Genomic DNA, 206 nt, shown 5'->3' with positions numbered 1-206 from the left:
CGCCGTGAGCCGTGGACCGTATTGCACATGATTCGTGACATGGGATGGGAATTCGGCTTGTTGCACGCATCGACAATGTGGACACGATTTCACTTCACGTTCATGTTGTGTCACCTCGATCGCCACACGAGGGACATCAAACACTTGACGGATATCGACTTTGAACGGTTTGACGTCACGCAAAGAAGCTCCACATCCTTGACACG

The 206-nt window shown here is 51.5% G+C and carries 1 protein-coding gene; it reads right to left on the bottom strand.

All coding sequences use genetic code 11. The features are described from left to right. Positions 1-206, bottom strand: a 206-nt coding sequence (locus ETC02_RS17455) for an IS66 family transposase zinc-finger binding domain-containing protein (protein WP_171698522.1), incomplete at both ends; no start/stop codon positions are given.

It is taken from the genome of Geobacillus sp. DSP4a (genome assembly GCF_013096875.1).
In the GTDB taxonomy this organism is placed as follows: Bacteria; Bacillota; Bacilli; order Bacillales; family Anoxybacillaceae; genus Geobacillus; species Geobacillus thermophilus.
Note: the sequence above shows the minus strand (reverse complement) of the source record. Positions and strands in the feature narration are given on the sequence as shown.